Origin of the sequence: Cupriavidus sp. 2TAF22, assembly GCF_052115045.1 — a bacterium.
Taxonomy (GTDB): domain Bacteria; phylum Pseudomonadota; class Gammaproteobacteria; order Burkholderiales; family Burkholderiaceae; genus Cupriavidus.
This window is the reverse complement of record NZ_JBFRFX010000015.1, coordinates 45922-62517: the sequence shown is the minus strand read 5'-3', so window position 1 is coordinate 62517 and position 16596 is coordinate 45922. Positions and strand designations below refer to the sequence as shown.

12 protein-coding genes are annotated in these 16596 nt (G+C 68.9%); all 12 read left to right on the top strand.

All coding sequences use genetic code 11. The annotated features are described in order from the left end of the window. Nucleotides 1-8 precede the first annotated feature (8 nt). The 12 genes from AB4Z48_RS19640 to AB4Z48_RS19585 all read left to right on the top strand — a co-directional run bounded on the left by AB4Z48_RS19640 (nt 9) and on the right by AB4Z48_RS19585 (nt 16501). Nucleotides 9-4748, top strand: a complete 4740-nt coding sequence (locus AB4Z48_RS19640; protein WP_441617106.1) for an alpha-2-macroglobulin family protein — start codon at nt 9-11, stop codon at nt 4746-4748. Between the two features lie 31 nt (nt 4749-4779). After that, nucleotides 4780-6489, top strand: a complete 1710-nt coding sequence (locus AB4Z48_RS19635) for a DUF2300 domain-containing protein (RefSeq protein ID WP_441617104.1) — start codon at nt 4780-4782, stop codon at nt 6487-6489. Further along, complete coding sequence (locus tag AB4Z48_RS19630) at nt 6486-7310, top strand: YfaP family protein (protein ID WP_441616929.1); 825 nt, start codon at nt 6486-6488, stop codon at nt 7308-7310. Before AB4Z48_RS19635 ends, AB4Z48_RS19630 begins: the two co-directional genes overlap by 4 nt. 65 nt (nt 7311-7375) lie before the next feature. Continuing rightward, complete coding sequence (locus tag AB4Z48_RS19625; protein WP_441616928.1) at nt 7376-8221, top strand: YfaP family protein; 846 nt, start codon at nt 7376-7378, stop codon at nt 8219-8221. A 106-nt stretch (nt 8222-8327) separates the two neighbouring features. After that, the gene (locus tag AB4Z48_RS19620) at nt 8328-9446 is read left to right on the top strand and encodes an MGDG synthase family glycosyltransferase (RefSeq protein ID WP_441617102.1); all 1119 of its coding nucleotides are present in this window, start codon (nt 8328-8330) and stop codon (nt 9444-9446) included. Continuing rightward, nucleotides 9446-9964, top strand: a complete 519-nt coding sequence (locus AB4Z48_RS19615; protein ID WP_441616927.1) for a hypothetical protein — start codon at nt 9446-9448, stop codon at nt 9962-9964. The genes AB4Z48_RS19620 and AB4Z48_RS19615 overlap by 1 nt, the downstream gene beginning before the upstream one ends. A 145-nt stretch (nt 9965-10109) precedes the next feature. Next, a complete protein-coding gene (locus tag AB4Z48_RS19610) occupies nt 10110-11228 on the top strand; it encodes an acyltransferase family protein (protein ID WP_441616925.1) in 1119 nt (372 codons plus the stop codon). A gap of 276 nt (nt 11229-11504) precedes the next feature. Beyond that, nucleotides 11505-12743, top strand: coding sequence for a GTP cyclohydrolase II (locus tag AB4Z48_RS19605; protein WP_441616923.1), 1239 nt, complete (start codon nt 11505-11507; stop codon nt 12741-12743). Next, nucleotides 12740-14059, top strand: a complete 1320-nt coding sequence (locus AB4Z48_RS19600) for a URC4/urg3 family protein (RefSeq protein WP_441616921.1) — start codon at nt 12740-12742, stop codon at nt 14057-14059. Before AB4Z48_RS19605 ends, AB4Z48_RS19600 begins: the two co-directional genes overlap by 4 nt. A 72-nt stretch (nt 14060-14131) precedes the next feature. Next, on the top strand, nt 14132-14791 hold the full coding sequence (gene upp, locus AB4Z48_RS19595) for a uracil phosphoribosyltransferase (RefSeq protein WP_441616919.1): 660 nt from the start codon (nt 14132-14134) through the stop codon (nt 14789-14791). After that, nucleotides 14791-15504: a TetR/AcrR family transcriptional regulator gene (locus AB4Z48_RS19590; RefSeq protein ID WP_441616917.1), complete on the top strand. Its 714-nt coding sequence runs from the start codon at nt 14791-14793 to the stop codon at nt 15502-15504. The genes upp and AB4Z48_RS19590 overlap by 1 nt, the downstream gene beginning before the upstream one ends. Beyond that, entirely contained in the window at nt 15494-16501 is a 1008-nt protein-coding gene (locus tag AB4Z48_RS19585) for a BMP family protein (protein WP_441616915.1), read from the top strand. The genes AB4Z48_RS19590 and AB4Z48_RS19585 overlap by 11 nt, the downstream gene beginning before the upstream one ends. Nucleotides 16502-16596 lie beyond the last annotated feature (95 nt).

Genomic DNA, 16596 nt, shown 5'->3' with positions numbered 1-16596 from the left:
TCGTCATGATGCGCGCCCGCGCGCTTCTGCGTTCCGTGACCACCCGCATGCTGCTGGCGCTTGCACTGCTGGCCTGGACCCACGCTGCCGGCGCCGACCAGCGGCCAGGCGCCACGCTCGACACGGTGCCGTCCAGCGGCTACGCCGCGTTCCAGGGCCAGCCCTTCTTCCTGTTGTCGGACGCCAGCTTCGGCAGCGACCAGACCGCGCAGGTGCGCCTCGAAGCGCCGGGGCGCGAGTACAAGAGCGAGCTGCAGCGATACGGCGGCGCGGACATCCTGGTCTACCGGGTGGCCGATCCGGTCGCCTTCCTCAAGGGACAGAAGAACCTGCATCGCATCGACGTCAAGGCCAGCTACCGTGGCGAAGGGCTGGCCAATACGCTGTCCTACCTGTGGGATAGCTGGTACAAGCAGGCGCGCCGCGCCTGGCAGCGCGTGTTGTCGCTCGCCGCACGCAGCAAGGCGGTGGAGGATGCGCCGCAATTCAGCATGGGGGACCAGATTGCCCAGCCCACCCGTTTCGAGAACAACCCGCAGTACGAGCCACTCAAGGGCTACGACCTGGTGGAGCGCTTCCGCTATCCGATCTGGGACGCCAGGGAGATCGCACCGCCCAGGGACGTGAAGCTCGAAGGCAGCAGCAGCGAATTCCTGCCGCGCGACGCCGGCAATGTGATGGTGCCGCTGGGCAAGCTCAGGCCGGGGCTGTATATCGTCGAGGGCATCATCGGCACCTACCGCGCGCACACGCTGCTGTTCGTCTCCGATACCGTGGCCATCACCAAGAGCACTGCCAACGGCATGCTGGCGTGGGCCGCGAACCGCAAGAGCGGGCGGCCGGTAGCGGGCGCCAGCCTGGCCTGGACCGACGGCCTGGGCGTGCTGCAGAGCGCCAGCACCGGCGCCGATGGCGCGGCAGAACTGGCCCACACCAGCCCCGAGCGCAGCTACCTGCTGGGCGTGGACCCGGCCGGCGGCGCCTTTATCTCGGAAAATTTCTACTACGACAGCGAGATCTACAACACCAAGCTGTACGCCTTCACCGACCGGCCGCTGTACCGCCCGGGCGATGAGGTGCGCGTCAAGTTCATCGGCCGCAATTTCCGCAGCGCCACCGAGTCGGCGCCCGCCGCCGCCGGCGACATCAGGCTCGACGTGCTGGATCCCAATGGCGCACCGCTGGCCGCGCTCGGCACCGCGCTGAATGCGGACAACGGCGCCGACGCGCGCTTCACGCTGCCGGCCAACGCGCTGGCGGGCGGCTACACGCTGCGCTTCGACTATGGCGGCAATACCTACGGCGGCGCCTTCCGCGTGGCCGAATACATCAAGCCGCACTTCGACGTGAACCTCGCGCTGGACAAGGCGGACTACGCCACCGGCGAGGCCGTCAAGGGCAAGATCGAGCTGCGCTACCCGGATGGCAAGCCCGTCAAGGACGCCAGGTTGTCCGTCAGCCTGCGCGCGCAGCAGGTCACCATGGTGGAAGGCGAGCTGCAATACGCCGGGCTGTTCCCGCTCAAGCTGGAGCAGCAGGAACTGACCACCGACGGCAGCGGCAACGCCGCACTCGCGCTGCCGGCGGCCAAGGACCCGAGCCGCTACGTGGTCACGGTATTCGCCAACGACGGCGCGGCCTACCGCGTCAAGGTCACGCGCGAACTGTTGATCGCGCGCGGCGCCACGCCCTACAAGCTGACCGCGCCGGCCAATTTCACCAACGCCGGCCAGAGCGTGACCTTCTGGCTGCAGGCGCTGGACGCCACCGCGCAGGCCCCGGCCCGCGCGCCCGCCAGGTGGGAGCTGGTGCGGCTGGAATCGCGCACGCGCACCGAAGGCAGGCTGGATGCGGGCGCCATTGGTGCCGTGTCCTTTCCGGTCAGGTTCGACCAGCCGGGCTCGTACACGCTGTCCGTCAAGGACGGCGCCGGCAACCTGCTGGCCGCGGCCAGCCACTGGGTGGCGGGCGATGGCCTGCAGACCGTGCCCGGCAATATCGAGATCGTGTTCGACCGCGACCGCTACCGCATCGGCGATACCGCCGAAGCGCTGGTGACGTTCCCGCTGGCGGTGGAAGACGCGCTGCTCACGCTGGAGCGCGACCGCGTCGAGCGCCGCGGGCTGCTGTCGAAGGGCGGCGACTGGCTCTCGCTGGAGAAGATCACGGACAAGCAGTGGCGCGCCCGCATCAAGGTCGGCAACGATTTCAGCCCGAACATGACGTTCTCCGTGCTGTACGTGAAGGACGGCGACTACGTGTTCCAGAACGCCGGCATCGCCGTGCTGCAGCCGGCCATCGAGCTGGCGGTGAAGAGCGACAAGGCGGTCTACGCGCCCGGCGACACCGTCACGCTGGACCTGGGCAGCGCCTTCAACGGCAAGCCGGTGCCGGCCAACCTGACGGTCAGCGTGGTCGACGAGATGGTCTACGTGCTGCAGCCCGAGATCGCCCCGAGCATCGTGGACTTCTTCTACCATCCGCGGCGCAACAGCGTGCGTACCACCTCGAGCCTGAACTTCATCGGCTACGACCTGGCCACCTCGGGCCAGCCGGGCGCCGGCGGCCCGGAGCGGGGCCGCTATAACGAGCGCGGGGTGAAGGTGCTGGAGCGCCCGCGCCGCGACGACAAGGACACGGCCGCCTGGGAGGCAAACCTGCGTACCGGCGCGGACGGGCGCGCGCGCATGAGCTTCACCATGCCTGACTCCCTGACCCGCTGGCGCATCACCGTGCGCGCCATGGCCAGCGACGGCATGGTCGGCCAGCGCACCGCCAGCATCCGCTCGGACAAGAGCCTCTACCTCAAGTGGACGGGGCCGCAGCGCTATCGCGCCGAGGACGCGCCGCGCATCGACATGGTCGCTTTCAACCAGGGCGAGCAGGACGTCGCCGCCGACCTGGTGGTGATGGGCGCCGGACTCAATGTCAACCAGAGCGTCACGCTCAAGCGCGGTGCCAACTACGTGCGCCTGCCCGTGGCCCAGGGCGCGCTGCAGAGCGGCGTGGTCAACGCCGAGATCAAGCTCCAGGGCAAGACCGTGGACCGTCTGCAGGCCGCGCTGGCCGTGGAGCCCACCGGCTGGCTGTCGCAGCGCGAGCTGACGCTGCCGCTGGCGGGCGCCAGTGCCGTGCTCAAGCTGCCGGCCGACGCGCAGGACGTGCGCCTGCGTTTCGTCGACAGCGCCGCCAGCCACTTCGCGCGCGTGGCCGACGACCTGCTGGCCTATCCCTACGGCTGCACCGAGCAGACCGCCAGCCGCCTGATTCCGCTGGCGCTGGCGCAACGCAGTCTCGCCGCCAGCGGCGCCAGCACCGGCGGCGACACCCAGGGCCTGGATGCGCTGTTGCGCACCCAGCGCCAGCGCCTGGCGCTGCTGGCCGGCGTCAACGGCCAGTTCGGCTGGTGGGGCGATACCCTGGGCAACAGCGCGCTGCTGACCGCCTACGCGTACTACGCCGACTGGCTGGCCACGCGCGCGGTCGGCATCAGCCTGCCGCCAGATCACTGGAAGCGCACGCTGGAGGCCTACAAGCAGGCCATGAAGGAGCCGCTGCTGCACCGTACGCTGGCGCTGTGGTTCATCAACGAGATGGGCTTGCCGGTGGCGACGCAGCTCAGTGGCGTGGCCGCCGAGCTGGGCCGGCCCGGCAGCGATGCGGGCGCCGCCGTGGCCGCTGGCGACAGCCTGGTATTCGCCGCGCCGGATTCGGCGCAGGGCCGCCGCGTAGCCACCGTGCTCGCCGCGCAGCTCTACAAGCAGATCGGGCAGCCCATGCCGGAGGGGCTGGCGGGCGCGGCCGACGCCGCGCGCCAGGCGCTTGCCGCCGATCCTTCGCCACTGGTGCAGAGTCTGCTGCTGATGTCCGGCAAGGGTGCCGCCGCTTCGGATGTGCAGGCGCTGCTGTCGCGCGCCGGCGCCGCCAGCCCGACCATCGACCGCGCGGTGACGCTGGTCTGGCTCAACAAGGCGCTTGGCGGCGGGCTCGGCCGCGGCCTGCCCGGGGAGGCCGATGCGGGGCAACGCACGCCGCAGGGCAGCTGGAAGGCGGCGCGCGGCCAGCTCGGCCTGCCGGAATGGCGCTGGACCGGCGCCCAGTTGCCGGAATCGCTGACCTTTAGCGCGCCGCCGAACATGGAGGCCGCGGCGCAGTCCTACAACACCAATGCCGTGGTGTCGTACCGCAGCCGCGCGCAGGAAGCGGCGCGCCTGCCGATTGGCATCGAGCGCAAGCTCTATCGCCTGGTCCCCACCAGCGACTCCGCCGCCAAGGCCGACAAGGCGCCCGATCCGGCCGCCGCCGGCACGGCGGGCCTGACCTTCACGGCCAGGGCGGTCAAGCCGGGGGACAAGCTTGACAGCAATACGCTCTATGTCGACGAGATCGTGCTGAGCCCACGCCAGGGCGTCTACCGCTACGGCCTGGTCGAGGCGCCGCTGCCGCCTGGCGGCGAAGTCGAGGGCACCACCTGGGGGCTGCGTATCGAGGGCCTGCCGGACCCGGACAACAAGACCACCGGCCTGCAGCCGTTCCAGCGTGCCGTCACCTACGAAACGGGCATGCTGTCTTACCACCAGCCGGTGGTTGCGCTGGAGCGTCCCGTGGTGCTGCGCCAGCTGGTGCGCTTCTCGCTGCCCGGCAGGTTCAGCCTGCCACCGGTGCGCTACTTCCGCATGTACCAGCCGGATGCCAAGGCCCTGCAGGGCGACGGCAAGAGCGCGGCCTTCCCCTTGACGGTGGAGTGAGGCGGGCATGCGCACCGGCCTGACTCCGGGCATGGCAGCGCGCTGCCTGGGGCGTTGCGCAACCGTGCTCGCCGCCCTGTGCTGGGCGGCGTCCGCGCTGGCGCTTGCGGCGGCGGACGGTGCGCAGCCGCTGCATTTCGCGCGGCTTGCCGGCACCGAGGCCCAGCTGTACCGGCTCGGCGGCGCCACATCGGGTGCCATGCCGGCGCCACTGCCCCCCGGCCTGCAGACGCCGCTGGGCAGCGTGTGGAAGCTCTTCGTCTACAGCTACCTGGTCGGCCGCGACAAGGCGGGCGACGACTACACCTGCCGCGGCGGCGACCCGGAAGAAGTCTATTGCTGCACGGCAGGCCAGAGCATCGACCGCGAGCATGCGCTGGTGCAGTCGTGCGGGCGCTATTTCGAGCCGCTGCGCCTGGGTTTGTCGGGTGCCGACTGGCGCCGCTTCTGGAAGGATGCCGGCGCGCCGGCCTGGCTGCAGGACATGCGGGCGATGCAGCCTGGGCGCGTGGTGCCGGTGGCCGAGCTGCTGGCTGCGCTGCACGCGGTGCCGCCCGCCGCGCGGCAGGCCGCTTCGGCCACGCTCGTCTCCGTGCTGACGGTGGGGCGCGGCGAGGGCACGCTGGCCAGCTACGGCAGCCTGCTGCGCGCCAAGACCTGGACCATGCCGGACCCGGTGCGGCCCGGCGCCTCCATTGGCGGTGCCGCGGGCTGGCTGGCCGACGGCAGCCCGGCGTGGCTCGGCGGGCAGGGTGCCAGCGCCAATGTGCTGCGGCGTGCCGCGCCGCTGTTGCAGCCGCTGCTGGCCACCGTGCCGGTGCCGGACGACGGCGCCTGCGTGCTGGTCGACATGTTCGAGCGCCATGCGCTGCGCGAGCTGCTCGGCGCGGGGCCGGAACGCAAGGCTGTGCCCGATGGCCCGCTCAATGGCACCTTCCGCGCCGAGTTCGCCAACGGCAACAGCCTGCGCGTGGACAGCCGCGGCGAGCTCAGCCTGGTGCGCGCCGCGGGTGCAGCGCCCCGCGTGGTCGGGCGCTTTGGACTCAATGACTACGTGGCGCGCGTGGTGGAGCGCGAGGGCGATACGGCCGAGCCGGAGGCCGCCCGCGCGCTGGCCGTGGCCGTGCGCAGCTACCTGGTTCAGCAGGCCGCGCGCGAGCAAGGCTGCTTCCGTATCGCCGACAGCAGCCGCACGCAGCGCGTGCTGCCGCGCACACCCACCGCCGCGGCGCGGCGCGCGGCCGACCAGACCGACGGGCTGGTGCTGTCCGGCGTGGCCGTACGCTATCACCACGATGCCGGCGGCCCGGGCCGCATGGCGTGGACCGAGGCCAGGCGCGCGGCGGGCCAGGGCCAAGCCTTCGATACCATTCTGGCGCGCTGGTGGCCGCAGGCCACGCTGACCTCGTTCCAGAGCCCGGTCGCCGGCGATTGCCTGGCGATCGCCAATGCGCGGCAATGGCTGGCCCAGCGCGCGCCGCAATGGCAGCGCCGGCTGGGTGCCGAGCCGGGCTATGAAGCGCCGCCGCTGCCGGCGGTCTGCGAGGTCCGCGAAGGCCGGCCCTATGCCGATGCGCGCCGCAACCGGCTCTATATCCACCGGCTTGCCAGCGAGGACGACCGCATCGCGCTGGCACACGAATACCTGCACCTCGCGTTCGCGCGCCATCCGCGCGGGCAGGACGAGCAATTCGTCGAAGGCCTCGCGCGCAAGCTGGTGCGCACGGAAAATCCGTCATGAACCGCACCTTTTTCTCCCCGCACCGCTGGTCACCTGCCGCGCTGGCGCTCGCCTGGGCCGTGGCACCGTTGGCGGGCACGGCCGGGCCGGTCGCCGAGCTCGAAGGCCCGGCCGGCGGCTGGCGCCACAGCGGCCTGTCCAGCGAGCTGGAACGCTACACCGCGGCCTATCCCAAGCCGCCGGTGGACCGCGGCGCGCAGAAATACCGCACGCTGATCGAAGGCCGCCTGCACCGGGCCGGCAAGGAAGGCCGCAAGCCGCCCACGCTGGTGGTCAACGGCAACGCAATGCCGCTCTATGCCGACGAGCAGGGTCGCTTTGCCCGGCCATGGGCGTTCGGGCGCGGCTCCAACAGCGTCGAGATCATTTCCGCCGACGGCGCCTCGCGCCAGCGCCTGCAGTTCTACGAGGCCGACGCCACCAAGGTCCAGGCCAGGCTGCGCGCCGTGCTGACCTGGGACGATCCCAAGGCCGAGGTCGACCTGCATGTGATCTCGCCGGACGGCGGTCATGCCTTCTGGGCCAGCCCGCTGCTGCCCGCGGGCGGGGGCCTCGACGTGGACAGCGTGGACGGAGCCGGCCCCGAGATCTTCTCCAGCGCCGCGCCGCGCCCGGGCGTGTGGCTTTTCTACGTGAACTATTGGGGCAATTTCGACGCCGCCGGCTACAACTTCCAGGCTGGCGCAAACGCGCGCGACCTGATCACCGCCAGGCTCACGCTGATCTACAACGAGAACACGCTCAACGAGAAGCGCGAGACCCTGGTGGTGCCGCTGCGCAAGCTGGGCGAACTGACGCTGATGAAATCGGTGCGCTTCTGACCGGCGTCCTCCAAGGGCGAAAGCCAGGAAGCAGATAATGCCCGCCAGGGGCAGGGAATGTGGATATGCATCGCAAGCCGAATTTCGCTTTAGCCAGACTGATCCTGCCGGCCTTGCTGCTGGCGGGCGCCGCGCATGCCGACGATGCCATCGAGTTCACCACGCCACGCAACGGATGGCGCAATTCGGCGGGTGACACTGCCAATTACACGCAGGAGGTCCACTATCCCGCCGTGTCGGTGTCCACGCCGGCGGGCCAGGCCGCCAGCGCCATGATCGCGGGGCGTATCCGTTCGGCGCCGAAAGCGCAGCCTGGCGGCGGTGCCGAGGGCGCCGCGCCCGCTGCGCGCGGACGTGGCCGGCGCGGCGACGGCTCGGTCGCCACGCTGGTGATCAACGGTGTCGCCATGCCGCAGCGGGTGGAGGAGGACGGCCGCTTCTCGCGGCCATATGCGTTTTCCGCAGGCAGCAACAGCGTGGAGATGCGCAGCGCGCAGGGCGCCAGCAAGCGCGTGCAGTTCTACGACGGCTACCAGGGCCGGACCCGGCCGCGCTTGCGCGTGGTGCTGTCCTGGGATAGCGATGCCACCGACCTGGACCTCCATGTGGTTGCGCCGGACGGCCAGCACACCTTCTACGCAAATCGCGTCGCCGGCAACGGCGGGGCGCTCGACGTCGACGTGACCACCGGCTATGGTCCCGAGATCTATTCGATCGCCGCGCCGCCGCCCGGCACCTATCTCGTCTACGTGAACTACTACGGCAGCGGTGCGGGGCCCGAAGCCATCACCGTGGCCCAGGTGGCGGTGATCACCGACGAGAACACGCCCAGCGAAAAGCAGCAGGTATTCCGCGTGCCGATGCGCAAGCCCGGCGAGCTGACCCTGATCAAGTCATTTGTCATGAAGTGACCCGAGGAGCCATGTGACCGATCTGACCGAGCTGACCGATCTGACCGACGCGACCAGGCCGCAGAAGAAAATCCTGTTCCTCAGCGTTTCCGCCGGCGCCGGGCACATGCGTGCCGCCGAGGCCCTGAGGCTGACGGCGCAGGCCGAATTCCCCGAGGTGCGGACCCTGCATCTCGATGTGATGGCGTACGTGCCCGCCACCTTCCGCAAGCTCTACACGGACCTCTACATCAAGCTGGTCAACAGCTATCCGGCCTTGTGGGGCATGCTGTACCAGCATACCTCGGAGGCCGATCCCGCCGCGCCCATGCAGAAACTGCGGCGGGCCGCGGAGCGCCTCAGCACGCGCGCGCTGCGCCGGGCGATCGACGAATTCGCGCCGGACGCCATCGTCTGCACGCACTTCCTGCCGGCCGAGATCCTGATGCATGAAGTGCGCCGCCAGCGACTGGCCGTGCCGGTGTGGGTGCAGGTGACCGATTTCGACCTGCATGGCATGTGGGTGATTCCCCATATGACGGGCTACTTCGCCGCCAGCGAGGAAATCGCCTTTCGCATGCGGGCCAGCCGCATCGAGGCGGGGCGCATCCATACCACCGGTATCCCGGTGGTGCCGGCCTTCACCCAGCCGCAGGACCGGCACGCTTGCGCCGCGCATTTTGGCCTGGACCCGGCGCGGCGCACCATCATGCTGATGGGGGGCGGCGCCGGCCTCGGCGGCCTGGACGAAGCCGCCGACGCGCTGATGCGGCTGGGCGACGATTTCCAGTTGATCGTGCTGGCCGGGCGCAACGAGGCCGCATTGAATCGCCTCAGGACGCTGGCGGGCGCGCATCCCGGCCGGCTGTTTCCATTCGGATTCACCAATGAGGTGGAACGGCTGATGGCCTGCTCTGACCTCGTCATCACCAAGCCCGGCGGGCTGACCACCTCCGAATGCCTGGCCATGGGCGTGCCGATGGTCGTCAATGCGCCGATCCCGGGACAGGAGGAGCGCAACGCGGACTATCTGCTGGAGCAGGGCGCTGCGCTCAAGGCCGTGGACCTGGTCTCGCTCGAATACCGTGTGCGCCTGCTGCTGGCCGAACCGGCCCGGCTGGACGCGATGCGGGAGCGGGCTCGCTCGCTGGGCCAGCCTGCGGCGGCCCGGCGCGTGCTGCAGACCGTGCTGGCGCAATTGCCTGGCCGGCAAGACCGCGCGCCGCTGCCGGCGGAGGCAGGCTGATGCGCTCCCTGAACCTGTCTGGCCCGCAGCGGCATGCGCAGGCATTTCCGTCGCGGCACCCGCTGGTGCTGCTGCTGATCATCGGCTGGACCTTGCTGCTGGCGTACTTCTTTGCCAATGTCGAGATCCAGATCGAAGGCGCTGCCGGCTGGGCCGCCAACCTGCCCACCTGGCGCATCGAGCATCACTGGCTGCTGGATATCTTCTGGGGCGGTCGCCCGATGACCGGCTATCACGCCTGGGTATTTCCCTGCGTGGCCCTGTTCTTCCATTTCCCGCTGCTGTTTGCCGGTCGCTGGAACTGGCGGGCGGAAGCCCGTGTGATCGCCTGCATCATGGTGTTCTGGATCACCGAGGATTTTCTCTGGTTCGTGCTCAATCCGGCGTATGGCGTGGCGCGCTTCGCGCCAGAATTCGTGCCCTGGCATATCCACTGGCTGGCCGGCGCGCCGACGGATTACTGGGTGTCGCTACTGGCGGCGGCCTTGCTTTTCTGGGTCTCGGGCCGGCGCGCCTGAGAGAAAATGTGTTCTTAACGACATATTACATGCGTAAATAGCCGAATAAGTGCCGTATTGATAACTATCTGGCGCCGCCGCGGATCGCCTTGGCCGCATAGGAGTAGAATCACGCTCTTGTGTACTTTGTAGCATTCTTATAACAATGAGCCCCCGTCCTTCGCGCATGGCGTGCGTTGACGCACTCAAGGCGATCAGCTCGCAACTGATCGTGCTGCACCATCTTGCCTTCTACGGCCCGATGTCCGACGTGGCCCACGTGCTGGCGCCCGATCTGCTCGACTGGTTCTCCCAATACGCGCGCATTGCCGTACAGGCCTTCCTTGTCATCAGCGGATTCCTCGCGGCGCGCAGCCTGGCGCCCGGCGGTCATCTGATGGTGCCGCATCCCTTGCTTGCGATCTGGCGGCGCTACCAGAAACTGGTGGTGCCTTATACCGCGGCCATCCTCATCGCCATTGCCGGTGCAGCCATCGCGCGCACCTGGATGCATCACGATTCGATTCCCGGCGCGCCGGGCCTGCACCAGTTCCTGGCGCATGTGCTGCTGCTGCATAACGTGCTGGATTTCGATGCGCTATCGGCCGGCGTCTGGTACGTCGCCATCGACCTGCAGCTGTTTGCCTTGCTGATCGCGGCGCTGTGGCTGGCGCGCCGGTGCGCAAGGTGGTTCGACGTGGAGGGCGCCGTGTTCGGCATGCCACTGGTGGCGGGGCTGGCGCTGGCGTCGCTGTTCTGGTTCAACCGTGATGCCGCGTGGGATGTGTGGGCGATCTATTTCTTCGGCGCCTATGGCATGGGTACGCTGGCGTTCTGGGCGTCCGAGCCGGAGCGTTCGCCGGTGGCGCTGATGGTGCTGGGCGCGGCGGTGCTGGCCGCGCTGATCGTGGACTTCCGCCTGCGTATCGCAGTGGCCCTTGCGGTGGCCTTGCTGCTGGGCATGGCGCGTCGTGGCGGCTGGCTGGAGCACTGGCCGCGCGCCAATGTGCTGGCGTTCTTCGGCCGCATTTCCTACTCGGTTTTCCTGGTGCACTTCCCGGTGTGCCTGGTAGTCAACGCCGTGGTATCCCATCTTGCGCCGCACCAGCCCGTGCTCAATGCACTTGGCATGGTTGCCGCGTGGGTGCTGAGCAACGCGGCCGGCGCGCTGTTCTACCGTTATGTGGAGAGCGGGACGCCGCTGCGGGCCCTGCGCCAGGCGGTGTGGCCGGCCCGCGCCGAAGCGCCGCGGCGCCAGCCTGCCGGGCGGCAGCAGTCGACCTGAGCGGCCCGCCGGTTTTCCGGCGCATCGCAAGCAGACGCATGCCAACTGCGGCGCCAGGCCTGAACAGCCTGGCGCCGCTTTCACTTGGTGCCTGTGCACCGCGATCCGGCAGCGTGCGGGCATGCCACCGCACGGCTGCGGTGCGCCTGGTCAAGGTGCGGCATTGTTGGCCGCGCAACACAGGGTAAAAACGAGCATTGGGATATGGCATGAAGGTTGCCTACTATGAAACTGTAAACCTGACCGTTTGGTCAGGATTCCTGTTCCGAGGCTGCCATGTCCGATCATATCGTCCTGACCTCGCACGCACGCCGCGACAAGCCGGCGGAGCCCATTCACTGGGGGGCCGCCAGCGCCGCGGAGCGCGGTCCCGTGATCGCCAGCCTGACCAATCCCGACCAGCGCAACGTGATCGGCACCCACTCGGGCGCCTATGCGGTGTATCGCGCACTGGCGGTCGCCTCGGGCCGGCTGCAGCGCGATCACCGGGCTGACCTGACCGATACCGCGCCGGCCGAACCCATCGGCCCGCATCCACAGTGGGCCGACCCGGACAAGATCGTTTCCATGGATCCCTGGGGCCACCTGGTCTCCACCGCCTTTGCAGACCGGATCGCGGCGGGCATCGATATCCGGCCCTCGATTGCCGTTACCCGCGCCCATATCAATATGCCCGAACTGGCGGGCGCCATCGCGGCAGGGCGCCTGGTGCCGGACGGCCGGATCCTCCACGCCAACGGCGACGTGCGCGTGACCAAGGCCGCGATCGACCCGGTCTGGTACCTGCCGGGCCTGGCGCGGCGCTTCGATATCAAGGAAAGCGCGCTGCGCCGTGCCTTGTTCGAGCAGACCAGCGGCATGTTCCCCGAACTGGTGACGCGGGCGGACCTCAAGGTGTTCCTGCCGCCCATCGGCGGCATGACGTTGTACTTCTTCGGCGATGTCAGCCAGCTCGGCAAGCCCGAGACCAAGGTGGCCTGCCGTGTGCACGACGAATGCAACGGCTCCGACGTGTTCGGCTCCGATATCTGCACTTGCCGGCCCTATCTGGCGCATGGCATCGAGGTGTGCATCGAGATGGCGCAACAGGGCGGAGTGGGCCTGGTGGTCTACAACCGCAAGGAAGGCCGCGCGCTGGGCGAAGTCACCAAGTTCCTGGTCTACAACGCTCGCAAGCGCCAGGTCGGCGGCGACCGCGCCGAGACCTATTTCGCGCGCACGGAATGCGTGGCCGGCGTGCAGGACATGCGTTTCCAGGAACTCATGCCCGACGTTTTCCACTGGCTCGGCATCAAGCGCATCGACCGCTGGGCCTCGATGAGCAATATGAAGCACGGGGCGCTGACCGCCCAGGGTATCGAGGTGGTCGAGCAGGTGGCGATCCCCGATGCGCTGATTCCGGCCGACGCCCGCGTGGAAATCGACGCCAAGGTAGCGGCTGGCTACTTCACGAGCTATACCCCGCCGGATGCGGAAGAACTTGCACTGGCAAAGGGTAGAGGACTGAACGAATGAACCAGACACCTGAAGCGGGCGTGCCGGGCGGCCCGTCCGATGCCTTCACCCAACCCGCCAGCGACGGCGGCGGCTGGGCCAGCCCGGTGCCCGCCGGGCATCCGGCCGCGGCGCTGCTGACCGGGCAGGCGGTGCGCGCGCACTGCGCCACCGTCACCGAGCACGTGGCGGCGGGCGCCTCCGAACTGTTTACCTGGCACCCGGACCGCATCGCCGCGGTGGCGGACTACGTGGCGGCCACTATCCGCCAGCGCTATCCGGACCTGAACGTGCCTTATCACAGCCGCTGGCGCCATTTCGAGAGCGGCGCGGGCGAGAAACTGGACCGCTGGCAGATCCTGTGCGAGCGCGGCGGGCTGTCCGGCGAGGCCGATCGCGAGGAGCGCGCCCGCATCGGCATCGACCTGGTGATCCCGAGCGTGCTGCTGGATGCGGGCGCGGGCCCGGACTGGCGCTATCGCGACCCGGCCAGCGATCTCTCGCTGACCCGCTCGGAAGGCCTGGGCGTGGCGAGCTTCGACCTGTTCGCGCGCGGCGGATTCTCCGCCCAACCCGGCCAGCCGTTGCGCGCCGATGCCGAACGCCTGATGCGTATCGACGCCTCTTCCATCGCCACCGCGTTCCAGGTGGCGCAGCACAATCCGCTGGTCGGCCTGGAAGGCCGGGCCGGGCTGCTGCGCCGGCTCGGCGAGGTGGCGCAGGCCACGCCGGCCGTGTTCGGCACGCCGGCGCGACTTGGCAACCTGTACGACTACCTCAAGGCGAGTGCCGTCGACGGTCACATCGAGGCCGGCTTCGTGCTGAGCACGCTGCTGGTGGCGCTGGGTCCGGTATGGCCGGGGCGCGTCATGCTGGAGGGCGTCTCGCTGGGCGACTGCTGGCATCACCCGGCCTGCGCCGACGGCCTGGTGCCGTTCCACAAGCTCACGCAGTGGCTGACGTACTCGTTGCTCGAACCGCTGGAGGACGCCGGGCTGACCGTCACCGGGCTGGAAGCGCTCACCGGCCTGCCCGAATACCGCAACGGCGGCCTGCTGTTCGATTTCGAGCTGATGGTGCCGCGCGACCCGGCCTTCGCCTCGGTGACGCACACGGTGGACGAGCCGGTCATCGTGGAATGGCGCGCGCTCACGGTCACCGGCCTGGACCTGGTGGCCGCCTCGGTGCGCGAGGCGCTCGGGCTGTCAGCCGCCGATTTTCCGCTGGCGCGCGTGCTCGAAGGCGGCACCTGGGCGGCGGGGCGCCGCATTGCCGCCAAGCGCAGGCCCGGCGGCCCGCCGCCTTTCGCCATCGACAGCGACGGCACGGTGTTCTAGCCTGCGCGCCGCGCGCCCTCCAGGGGGCGCGCGGCGGTACCCCTTTGCGATTCGCCTCCCGAGGAGCGCAACATGACCGATCTTTCCGCTGTACCGCCTGTCACGCCATCGGTGATGGTGGTGGACCATCCGCTTGTGCAGCACAAGGTCACGCTGGTCCGCAGCGAAGACACCACCACGGACAATTTCCGCCGGCTGGTCCGCGAGATCAGCCAGTTGCTGACCTACGAAGCCACGCGCGACCTGGCGATGGAGACCATCGCCATCAAGACCCCGATCGCGCCGATGGAGTCGCCGGTGCTGTCGGGCAAGAAGCTGTGCCTGGTGTCCATCCTGCGGGCCGGCAACGGTTTCCTTGACGGCATGCTGGACCTGCTGCCGGCCGCGCGCGTGGGCCATATCGGCCTGTACCGCGATCCGGAGACGCTGGAGCCGATCGAGTACTACTTCAAGATGCCGGAGGATATCCGCGAGCGGCTGGTGATCGTGGTCGACCCGATGCTGGCCACCGGCAACTCCGCCATCGCCGCGCTCAACCGTCTCAAGGAGGCGGGCGTGAGCACGCTCAAGTACGTGTGCCTGATCGCCTCGCGCCCGGGTTTGCGCGCGTTGCAGGCGGCGCATCCCGACGTGGCCATCGTCACGGCGGCGATCGACGAGGAGCTCAACGAGCACGGCTACATCGTTCCCGGCCTGGGCGACGCCGGCGACAGGCTCTACGGCACGCGCTGATGGGCGCGCCGGCCACGGCGCCGCCGCCATGCTTCCCGCCACAGCAGGAAGCGGCGGGCGGGCGCATTCGCCAGGAGAACGAGGCGCTGATCCTGCGCGCCGCCGAATACGTGTTTGCGCGTGCCGGCTTTGCCGGCGCCACCATGGCCGAGATTGCCACGCAGGCCGGCGTGCCGAAGTCCAACCTCCACTACTACTTCCGCACCAAGCAGGCCCTGTACCGCGCGGTGCTGGCGCATACGCTGGCGCTGTGGCTTTCGGAAACCGACATCATCGCCGCCGGGCAGCGCCCGCAGGTGGCGCTGGAGCAGTACATCCGCGCCAAGATGCGGCTGTCCGCCAGCCACCCCGATGCCTCGCGCGTGTTTGCCAATGAGCTGCTGCATGGCGCGCCGGAGATCCGTGACGTGCTCAGCGGCGCGCTGCGCGCGCTGGTGACGCGCAAGGCGAGCGTGATCAAGGAATGGATCGCGCGCGGCGAAATGGCCAGCGTGGACCCTTGGCACCTGTTCTTCACGATCTGGGCCGCGACCCAGACCTATGCCGATTTTGAGTCGCAGGTATGCGCCGTGCTCGGGGTGAGCCACCTGGGCCAGCGCGATTTCGAACAGGCCACCGACCACCTGGTGCGGCTGCTGCTGCGCGGTTGCGGGCTGGAACCGGCCGGCCTGGCCATGAAGTTGTCAACAAGGGGAGAAAGCCATGAGGTTTGAGGGCAAGCGCAGGACCTGGTTGAAGTTCGCGGCGGCCATGGCCGGCGCAGGCACGCTCGCCGGCATGCAGCCAGCCATGGCGCAGGCCAAGGTGAAAGTCGCGGCGGTCTACACCGTGCCTGTGGAGCAGCAGTGGGTGTCGCGCATCCACAAGGCGCTCAACGAGGCCAAGGCGCGCGGCGAGATCGACTACGTGTTCTCGGAGAGCGTCTCCAACGCCGACTATGAACGCGTGCTGCGCCAGTATGCCGAGCAGGGCTCGGCGCTGATCCTGGGCGAGTCGTTCGCCGTGGAAGCGGCGGCGCGCAAGGTGGCCAAGGACTACCCGAAGATCGCCTTCCTGATGGGTTCCTCCGGCAAGCCGCAGGCGCCCAATTTCTCGGTGTTCGACAACTATATCCAGGAGCCTTCCTACCTCACCGGCATGATCGCGGGCGGCATGACCAAGACCAACCATATCGGCATGGTCGGCGGCTACGCCATCCCCGAAGTGAACCGGCTGATGCATGCCTTCATGGAAGGCGCGCGCGAGGTCAATCCCAAGGTGAAGTTCACGGTCAGCTTCATCGGTTCGTGGTTCGACCCGCCCAAGGCCAAGGAAGCCGCCTTCGCCATGATCGACAAGGGCGCGGACGTGCTCTACGCCGAACGCTTCGGCGTCTCGGACGCCGCCAAGGAAAAAGGCAAGCTGGCCATCGGCAACGTCATCAACACCCAGCCGCAGTATCCTGCCACCGTGGTGGCTTCGGCGCTGTGGAACATGGAGCCCACGGTGGGCGCGGCGCTCGCAAAGGTCAAGTCCGGCCAGTTCAAGAACGAGGACTACGGCCCTTACTCCCTGATGAAGTTCAAGGGCGCCGAGCTGGCGCCGCTGGGCACCTTCGAGGGCAAGGTGCCGGGCGACGTGATGGGCAAGGTCAAGGCCAGGGAGAAGGCGATTCTCGACGGCAAGTTCGCGGTCAAGGTGGTCGAGACGGAGCCGAAGTCGTCGCAGTGAGGGCGCTTTCAATGGGCTGCCCTTGCCTGCTTCCCTCTCCGGCCGGGTGGGAGAGGGGAGCGGGCCGTCCCTGCTTTCAATGCCCGACCTGATAT

Bases quoted from the DNA above. Each gene is read 5' to 3' on its own strand.
- AB4Z48_RS19640 (WP_441617106.1), top strand. From the start codon at position 9: ATGCGCGCCCGCGCGCTTCTGCGTTCCGTGACCACCCGCATGCTGCTG.
- AB4Z48_RS19635 (WP_441617104.1), top strand. From the start codon at position 4,780: ATGGCAGCGCGCTGCCTGGGGCGTTGCGCAACCGTGCTCGCCGCCCTG.
- AB4Z48_RS19630 (WP_441616929.1), top strand. From the start codon at position 6,486: ATGAACCGCACCTTTTTCTCCCCGCACCGCTGGTCACCTGCCGCGCTG.
- AB4Z48_RS19625 (WP_441616928.1), top strand. From the start codon at position 7,376: ATGCATCGCAAGCCGAATTTCGCTTTAGCCAGACTGATCCTGCCGGCC.
- AB4Z48_RS19620 (WP_441617102.1), top strand. From the start codon at position 8,328: ATGCGTGCCGCCGAGGCCCTGAGGCTGACGGCGCAGGCCGAATTCCCC.
- AB4Z48_RS19615 (WP_441616927.1), top strand. From the start codon at position 9,446: ATGCGCTCCCTGAACCTGTCTGGCCCGCAGCGGCATGCGCAGGCATTT.
- AB4Z48_RS19610 (WP_441616925.1), top strand. From the start codon at position 10,110: ATGAGCCCCCGTCCTTCGCGCATGGCGTGCGTTGACGCACTCAAGGCG.
- AB4Z48_RS19605 (WP_441616923.1), top strand. From the start codon at position 11,505: ATGTCCGATCATATCGTCCTGACCTCGCACGCACGCCGCGACAAGCCG.
- AB4Z48_RS19600 (WP_441616921.1), top strand. From the start codon at position 12,740: ATGAACCAGACACCTGAAGCGGGCGTGCCGGGCGGCCCGTCCGATGCC.
- upp (WP_441616919.1), top strand. From the start codon at position 14,132: ATGACCGATCTTTCCGCTGTACCGCCTGTCACGCCATCGGTGATGGTG.
- AB4Z48_RS19590 (WP_441616917.1), top strand. From the start codon at position 14,791: ATGGGCGCGCCGGCCACGGCGCCGCCGCCATGCTTCCCGCCACAGCAG.
- AB4Z48_RS19585 (WP_441616915.1), top strand. From the start codon at position 15,494: ATGAGGTTTGAGGGCAAGCGCAGGACCTGGTTGAAGTTCGCGGCGGCC.